Origin of the sequence: Ruminococcus sp. CAG:330 (assembly GCF_000437175.1) — a bacterium.
Taxonomy (GTDB): domain Bacteria; phylum Bacillota; class Clostridia; order Oscillospirales; family Ruminococcaceae; genus Ruminococcus_C.
Map to the genome: position 1 here is coordinate 35,262 of NZ_FR898066.1, position 6,985 is coordinate 42,246.

A 6,985-nucleotide genomic window follows, 5' to 3' on the forward strand; every position below is an offset into this window, starting at 1 on the left:
CCGCCGAAAAGGCTGCCGACAGCGAAAAGGTGAAACTTTCCGCCTCCGGTGTCAAGGAGGGCAGCCTGATTCTGGTCAACAGTGAGCACGCACTCCAGCTGTCTCAGGAGGAGCTGAACCTGAAAAACGTCTACGAGGCATCCCGCAGCGGTGACACTGTGACCTATCGGGTTGGCTACACCGACTTCCTCATGGATGCCGATGCGCTGGAGCATCTGGGGGAGATGATGGATGACTTCTACACCGCCACCGGCTACAGCAGTCTGGAAGTGTTCGGCGGCGACTATGCGGAGACTCAGACCGGACTCTCTTTCAATCTGAAGATCAACTTCGGGGACGGCACCTCGGACTACTACAATGCGGAGAAGTATCCGGATTACAGCTGGATCTCGGAGCATGCTGCGGAGTACGGCTTTGTGGTGCGTTATCCGGAGGACAAGGACGAGTACACCGGTCAGAGCGGACGCTCCTATGTGTTCCGCTATGTGGGCGAACCCCATGCCGCTTACATGCAGGAACACGACCTGTGTCTGGAGGAGTATCTGGACGAGGTACAGTCCCGCACGGAAAAAGATCCGCTGGAAATCACCGTGGGCGATACGGACTACAAGGTCTTTTATGTGCCGGTGGGTGGTACCAATGATGTGACGGCAACGGTCACCGGTGTGTATACCGCTTCCGGCGACAATATGGGCGGATACATCGTTGCCTGCGAATAACGTTTGGAATCCTGTCATGAAAAAACGGCACACCGGAAAACGCTCCGGTGTGCCGTTTCTGTTTGGTGTTATGGCAATACCGCACAAAGAGCGTCTGGCGACTTTGCACGCCATCTGCTTGCACATTTCCCGTCATATTTCACAAAAATGCTCGTGAATACATCAAGTATTCACTCCGCTTTTTGTTTCATCTGACGAAAAATTTGACGACGCATCTGTCGCACAATCTTTGTGCGGTATTGCCTTATGCGTTTGCAGTCGCAAGAATTCGCTCAATCTCTCCGAGTTCTGCCTCAGTCAGCGGTGTGCGGTTCACGACTTGGAGTGCGTCCTGAATCTGTGCGGGCTTGGAAGCGCCCATGATGACGCTGGTCACCGTTTCTTTCCGCAGAATCCAGCTGAGTGCCAGCTGCGCCAGACTCTGTCCACGCTTCCACGCCAGCGATTGCAGCTGCCGGAGCATTTCCAGCTTGCCGTTGAGCTGCTCCTCGCGGAGAAAACGGCCATCGGTGCGAATGCGGCTGTCCTTCGGAATGCTTCCGTGGAGATAGCGGTCAGTGAGGAGTCCCTGTGCCAGCGGGCTGTAGATGACAAGTCCCTTTTGCAGATCGCTGCAAGCGTCCAGCAAGCCGTTTTTCTCAATGGTGCGGTCGAGCATGGAGTAGCAGTTCTGGTTGATGATGAATGGGCAGCGCAGCTCCCGCAGAATTTTCGCTGCACGGCGCATGGTTTCGCCGTCGTAGTTGGACAGCCCCACGTACAGCGCCTTTCCGCTCTGCACCGCCTGCGCCAGTGCACCCATGGTTTCCTCCAGCGGTGTTTCCGGATCGGGGCGGTGGTGGTAGAAGATATCTACATAGTCTACACCCAGCCGTTTCAGGCTCTGGTCTAAGCTCGCCAGCAGATATTTCCGGCTGCCCCAGTCGCCATAAGGGCCGTCCCACATGTCAAATCCTGCCTTGGTGCTGATGATCAGCTCATCCCGATGTCCAGCGAATACGGTGCGGAGAATCTGTCCGAAGTGCCGCTCGGCAGCGCCGGCGGGCGGGCCGTAGTTGTTGGCGAGGTCAAAGTGGGTGATGCCGCCGTCGAATGCGGTGCGGCAAAGATCTTCCATGCGTTCCATGGTGTTGGAGTCGCCGAAGTTGTGCCACAGCCCCAGAGAGATGAGCGGAAGTTTTAGCCCGCTCCGTCCGCAGCGGCGGTATTCCATGTTTTCATAGCGTGTTTCCTGCATCTCGTTTCCCTGCCTTTCTGTAAAAGCCTGTTCAGTATCTTTCAATCAAAAGGACTCCGCCAGTTTTGACAGAGTCCTCCGGAACATTTTCTTTCGGCATTCCGCCTATCCAAGTTTTGGTAAATGTACAACCCTTATCAAGCTCAGCCGTGCACTGTCTCTTGGAACATCACACGCATCATCACTTTACAGACTGCTACGACGATGAAGTTTACGTCAGCCTGATAGGCAGCTCCTGCCGCCTGCATAGCGGGTGTTTCGTCCGCTTCTGTCTCCTATTATAGTGCCTTTTGCCAGACGTTGCAAGGAATTTTCTGTTTCCAGTTATTAAATGAACTGTGAACCCTGCAAAGACGTGCGGATGTTCCAACTGGCATTGAAAAAAGTTTCAGAACTGGCAATTGCAGCAATGCCAAATCTGCGATATACTAAAGACAGCACTGTATGAAATGTGCAGAAATCACACAGGAGGAACGAACCATGGGAAATCGTTATGAATTGAATAAAAACTTGGCGCAGATGCTGAAGGGCGGCGTCATTATGGACGTCACCACACCGGAGCAGGCAAAGATCGCAGAGGCAGCCGGCGCTTGTGCCGTTATGGCGCTGGAGCGCATTCCGGCAGACATCCGTGCAGCCGGCGGTGTATCCCGTATGAGCGACCCGAAGATGATTCGGGGCATTCAGGAGGCAGTCAGCATTCCGGTTATGGCAAAGTGCCGGATCGGTCACTTCGCAGAGGCACAGATTCTGCAGGCCATCGAGATTGACTACATCGACGAGAGCGAAGTGCTCTCTCCGGCAGATGACAAGTACCACATCGACAAGACCAAGTTCGATGTGCCGTTTGTCTGCGGTGCCAAGGATCTGGGCGAGGCACTGCGCCGTATCAATGAGGGCGCTTCCATGATTCGTACCAAGGGCGAACCGGGCACCGGCGATGTCGTGCAGGCAGTGCGCCACATGCGTATGATGCAGGCAGAGATTCGCCGTCTCCAGTCCATGTCCGAGGACGAGCTGTTCGACGCTGCGAAGGAGCTGCGGGTGCCGTATGATCTGGTGCAGTATGTTCACGAGAACGGCAAGCTGCCGGTTGTCAACTTTGCAGCAGGCGGCGTTGCAACGCCGGCAGACGCTGCACTGATGATGCAGCTGGGCGCTGAGGGCGTATTCGTTGGCTCCGGTATCTTCAAGTCCGGCGATCCGGCAAAGCGTGCTGCTGCCATCGTCAAGGCTGTCACCAACTTCCAGGATGCCAAGATGCTGGCAGAACTGTCCACCGATCTGGGCGAGGCAATGGTCGGCATCAACGAGCAGGAGATCTCCCTGCTGATGGCGGAGCGTGGTAAGTAATGCGCATCGGAGTACTTGCACTGCAGGGTGCATTCGCAGAGCATTGCGCCGTCCTGCGGAAGCTGGATACGGAGTCGTTTGAGATCCGACAGAAGCGTGATCTGGAACAAGACTTCGACGGTCTGATTCTGGTGGGCGGCGAGAGCACGGTCATGGGCAAGCTGCTGCGGGAACTGGACTGCATGGATCCGCTGAAGCAGCGCATTCGGGAGGGCATGCCGGTCTTTGGCACGTGTGCCGGTCTGATTCTGCTGGCAAAGCAGGTGGAGGGCGGTCTGGTGCAGTTCGGCACGATGGACATCGCCGCACGGCGGAACGCCTATGGCAGACAGCTGGGCAGCTTCGAAACCACCGCACAAATGCAGGAGGTCGGCGAGATTCCCATGGTCTTTATCCGTGCGCCGTATATCGCCTCGGTTTCGGGGGACACCCGTGTTCTGGCGGAAGTGGACGGAAAGATCGTCGCTGCACGGGAGGGAAACCAGCTGGTCACAGCGTTCCATCCGGAGCTGACTGACGACACCAAAGTTCACGAGTATTTCCTCGACATGGTAAAGCATGCCTGAGGTGTAGACAACAATCGTAGAAAAGCAAGTGGTTTCTGCGGCTGCAAAATTTTTGCGGCGAGGCGGAAACCACTTGATTTTTTCGGCAGAAGATTGTATAATAAGAGTACACTGGAACACCGGAGCATCCGGTGCTGTGAGTTTTGGCGATAGGAGTGTTTTTACAATGATGGATATGGATGAAGAATACACCTCTGGCGGTATGATCTACACCCTGGAGGATGAGGACGGCAAGGAACAGGAGTTCGAGCTGCTGGATGAACTGGATTACGGCGATGCCTCTTACTGCGCACTGGTGCCTTACTATGAGGAGAAGGAGCAGATGCTGGAGGACGACGGCGAATTCGTGGTACTGAAGCGGGAGATGATCGACGGCGAAGAGATGCTCTGCACCATTGAGGATGACGCAGAGTATGAGACCGTTGGCGCAATGTTCCTGGAGCGCCTGAACGGCATGTTCGAGGACGAGGATGAGGAGGACGAAGAGGCGTAAGCGTCTTTGTTTTGTTCGACTGGGATAGCATAAAATTTTCACAAAATTCCTATTGATTTTTGGAAAAGAATGTGCTATACTAGAGATAGAAAAATAAATACTGCCGTGTGCGACACATTGCGGTTTTTATAATCCAACACTCTTTTTTAGGGAATCTATAAGCTCCATCTGTGGATTGCAGACCTCCCGCTTCGGCGGACGAAGGGAGCGTGAATCAGTTGGGCAGGTACCCACCTTGCTGTAATGGCTTGGTTTTATGTGCCGCAAGACGGCACGGCGGTTTTATTTTTCTTGTAAAAAAGCAACACCCTTTGGGCATTCGCCCAGAGGGTGTTTTTGTATGTCTTGCCGTATCCGGAACAACAGACCAAAAAAGACCGCATCCCAACCAAATGGGTGCGGTCTTTTGATACTGCGTGATGCAGTCAGAACGTCAAAACGTCAGTGTGTTGCGGAAAGCGGCTGATTAATAAGCCACGCCCTGCCACTTCATAGCGTCAGCAACCTTCAGGAAGCCAGCGATGTTTGCGCCGACAACCAGATTGCCCTCTACGTCGTACTCCTTGGAACGATCGTATGCGTTGTGGAAGATGTTGATCATGATGCCCTTCAGCTTTGCGTCAACTTCTTCGAATGTCCAGGACAGACGCTCGCTGTTCTGAGACATTTCCAGACCGGAGGTAGCAACACCGCCTGCGTTTGCAGCCTTTGCCGGTCCAAACAGGATGCCAGCAGCCAGGAACTTGTCGATTGCTTCCGGAGTAGACGGCATGTTTGCGCCCTCTGCAACAACCTGAACGCCATTCTTCAGCAGGATCTCAGCGGACTCGCCGTCGATCTCGTTCTGGGTTGCACACGGCAGAGCAACGTCGCACTTGATGGTCCAGATGCCCTTGCAGCCCTCAGTGTAGGTTGCGCCTTCTACACGGTTTACATATTCCTTGATACGTCCGCGTTCTACTTCCTTGATCTGCTTTACAACATCCAGCTTGATGCCGTTCGGATCGTAGATGTAGCCGTTGGAGTCAGACAGAGCAACAACCTTTGCACCCATAGCCTGAGCCTTTTCAGTTGCGTAGATTGCAACGTTGCCGGAACCGGAGATTACGACAGTCTTACCCTTGACGGTGTCGTTCTTCATGCAGCTCATCATCTCTTCGGTGAAGTACAGCAGACCGTAACCGGTAGCTTCTGTTCTAGCCAGAGAACCGCCGTAGGACAGACCCTTACCAGTCAGAACGCCGGTGAATTCGTTGCGCAGTCTCTTGTACTGACCGAACATGTAGCCGATCTCACGAGCGCCGGTGCCGATGTCGCCAGCCGGAACGTCAGTGTCAGCACCGATGTGCTTGGACAGCTCCGTCATGAAGCTCTGGCAGAAGCGCATGATCTCGTTGTCAGACTTGCCCTTCGGGTCGAAGTCGGAACCGCCCTTGCCGCCGCCCATGGGCAGTGTGGTCAGGCTGTTCTTGAAGGTCTGCTCGAAGCCCAGGAACTTGATGACAGATGCGCATACAGACGGGTGCAGACGCAGGCCGCCCTTGTACGGTCCGATTGCAGAGTTAAACTGGCAACGGAAGCCGCGGTTTACCTGAACCTTGCCGTTGTCGTCTACCCAAGAAACACGGAACTGGATCATACGCTCCGGCTCAACGATACGATCGATTACGCCGTTGGTCTCGTAGGACGGATCCTTTGCAACAACCGGCTCCAGAGACATCAGCACTTCGCCGACTGCCTGCAGGAATTCCGGCTCATTGCTGTTGCGCTTTACAACACTGTCATATACCTTCTGAAGATATGCGTTCTTGAATGAGAATGCCATGGGAATCTCCTCCTGTAAAGTAATGTAAAAATTCAGATCATTTGAAAGTGGGCAAGTGGGCGTGTGCATTTGCTCGCAACACCTGTACGTCCTCTTCAAACAATATTATTATACACCATTTCACTCTGCTTTTCAATGGAAAATTAGAAAAAAAGCGCATTTTCTTTCAATCAAAATCAAAACCGCTGAATAAAACAAAATATCGGCATGAAAAAACTAAATTTGTAAATCTGAAAGCGAAAAAAACGACAATCGAAAAGCGAAAAAACGGCCGGATCCCATGCCTCGCCGTATATTCTTTCGGGCTTTGGCAAAAATATCGAAAGTAAAGGAGGGCTGACCAATGAAAATTGCAAAAGTAACCGGACGGGAGATTCTGGACTCCCGTGGGAATCCCACAACCGAGGCGGAAGTAGTGCTGGAAAACGGCATCTGCGGCAGAGGCATGGCGCCAAGCGGTGCATCCACGGGCAAGCACGAGGCACTGGAGTTGCGGGACAAAGCGTCCGTGCGCTACGGCGGAAAGGGCGTGGAATCGGCGGTGTACCACATCGGCAACGAGATCGCAGAGCTGCTGGAGGGACAGGAAATCTCTGATCTCGGCGAGATTGACCGGCAGATGTGTCAGGCGGACAGCACCGAGGACAAGTCCGCCTTTGGCGCAAACGCCATTCTGGCGGTGTCTATCGCCTGCGCCAGAGCGGCCGCCCGTGCGCAGGACGTACCGCTGTTTCGGTTTTTAGGGGGAGCGTCTGCCGTGACCATGCCCGTGCCCATGATGAACATCTTAAA

Annotated in this window: 6 protein-coding genes, 1 other RNA gene and 1 pseudogene; 6 read left to right on the forward strand and 2 right to left on the reverse strand. The window is 54.0% G+C overall.

The features are described 5' to 3' along the window. On the forward strand, positions 1-719 hold a 719-nt coding region (locus QZL66_RS08030), incomplete at its 5' end, for a D-alanyl-D-alanine carboxypeptidase family protein (protein ID WP_293602012.1). 244 nt (positions 720-963) lie between these two features. Here QZL66_RS08030 and QZL66_RS08035 read toward each other — a convergent pair. After that, a complete protein-coding gene (locus QZL66_RS08035; protein ID WP_022411212.1) occupies positions 964-1,956 on the reverse strand; it encodes an aldo/keto reductase in 993 nt (330 codons plus the stop codon). A 480-nt stretch (positions 1,957-2,436) separates the two neighbouring features. Between QZL66_RS08035 and pdxS the strand changes: the two genes are divergently transcribed. The 4 genes from pdxS (at position 2,437) to ssrS (ending at position 4,655) form a co-directional block, all read left to right on the forward strand. Beyond that, positions 2,437-3,309, forward strand: coding sequence for a pyridoxal 5'-phosphate synthase lyase subunit PdxS (gene pdxS / locus QZL66_RS08040; protein ID WP_022411213.1), 873 nt, complete (start codon positions 2,437-2,439; stop codon positions 3,307-3,309). After that, positions 3,309-3,875, forward strand: coding sequence for a pyridoxal 5'-phosphate synthase glutaminase subunit PdxT (pdxT, locus tag QZL66_RS08045; protein ID WP_022411214.1), 567 nt, complete (start codon positions 3,309-3,311; stop codon positions 3,873-3,875). Before pdxS ends, pdxT begins: the two co-directional genes overlap by 1 nt. A gap of 166 nt (positions 3,876-4,041) precedes the next feature. Further along, positions 4,042-4,368: a DUF1292 domain-containing protein gene (locus tag QZL66_RS08050; protein ID WP_022411215.1), complete on the forward strand. Its 327-nt coding sequence runs from the start codon at positions 4,042-4,044 to the stop codon at positions 4,366-4,368. Between the two features lie 94 nt (positions 4,369-4,462). Beyond that, positions 4,463-4,655, forward strand: a non-coding RNA gene (gene ssrS / locus QZL66_RS08055) — 6S RNA. Positions 4,656-4,834: 179 nt separating this feature from the next. Here the strand turns inward: ssrS and gdhA are convergent. Then, positions 4,835-6,193, reverse strand: coding sequence for an NADP-specific glutamate dehydrogenase (gene gdhA / locus QZL66_RS08060; protein ID WP_022411216.1), 1,359 nt, complete (start codon positions 6,191-6,193; stop codon positions 4,835-4,837). A gap of 343 nt (positions 6,194-6,536) precedes the next feature. On the opposite strand from gdhA, the pseudogene eno reads away from it, so the two are divergent. Continuing rightward, positions 6,537-6,985, forward strand: a pseudogene (eno, locus tag QZL66_RS08065) (phosphopyruvate hydratase); the annotation flags it as partial.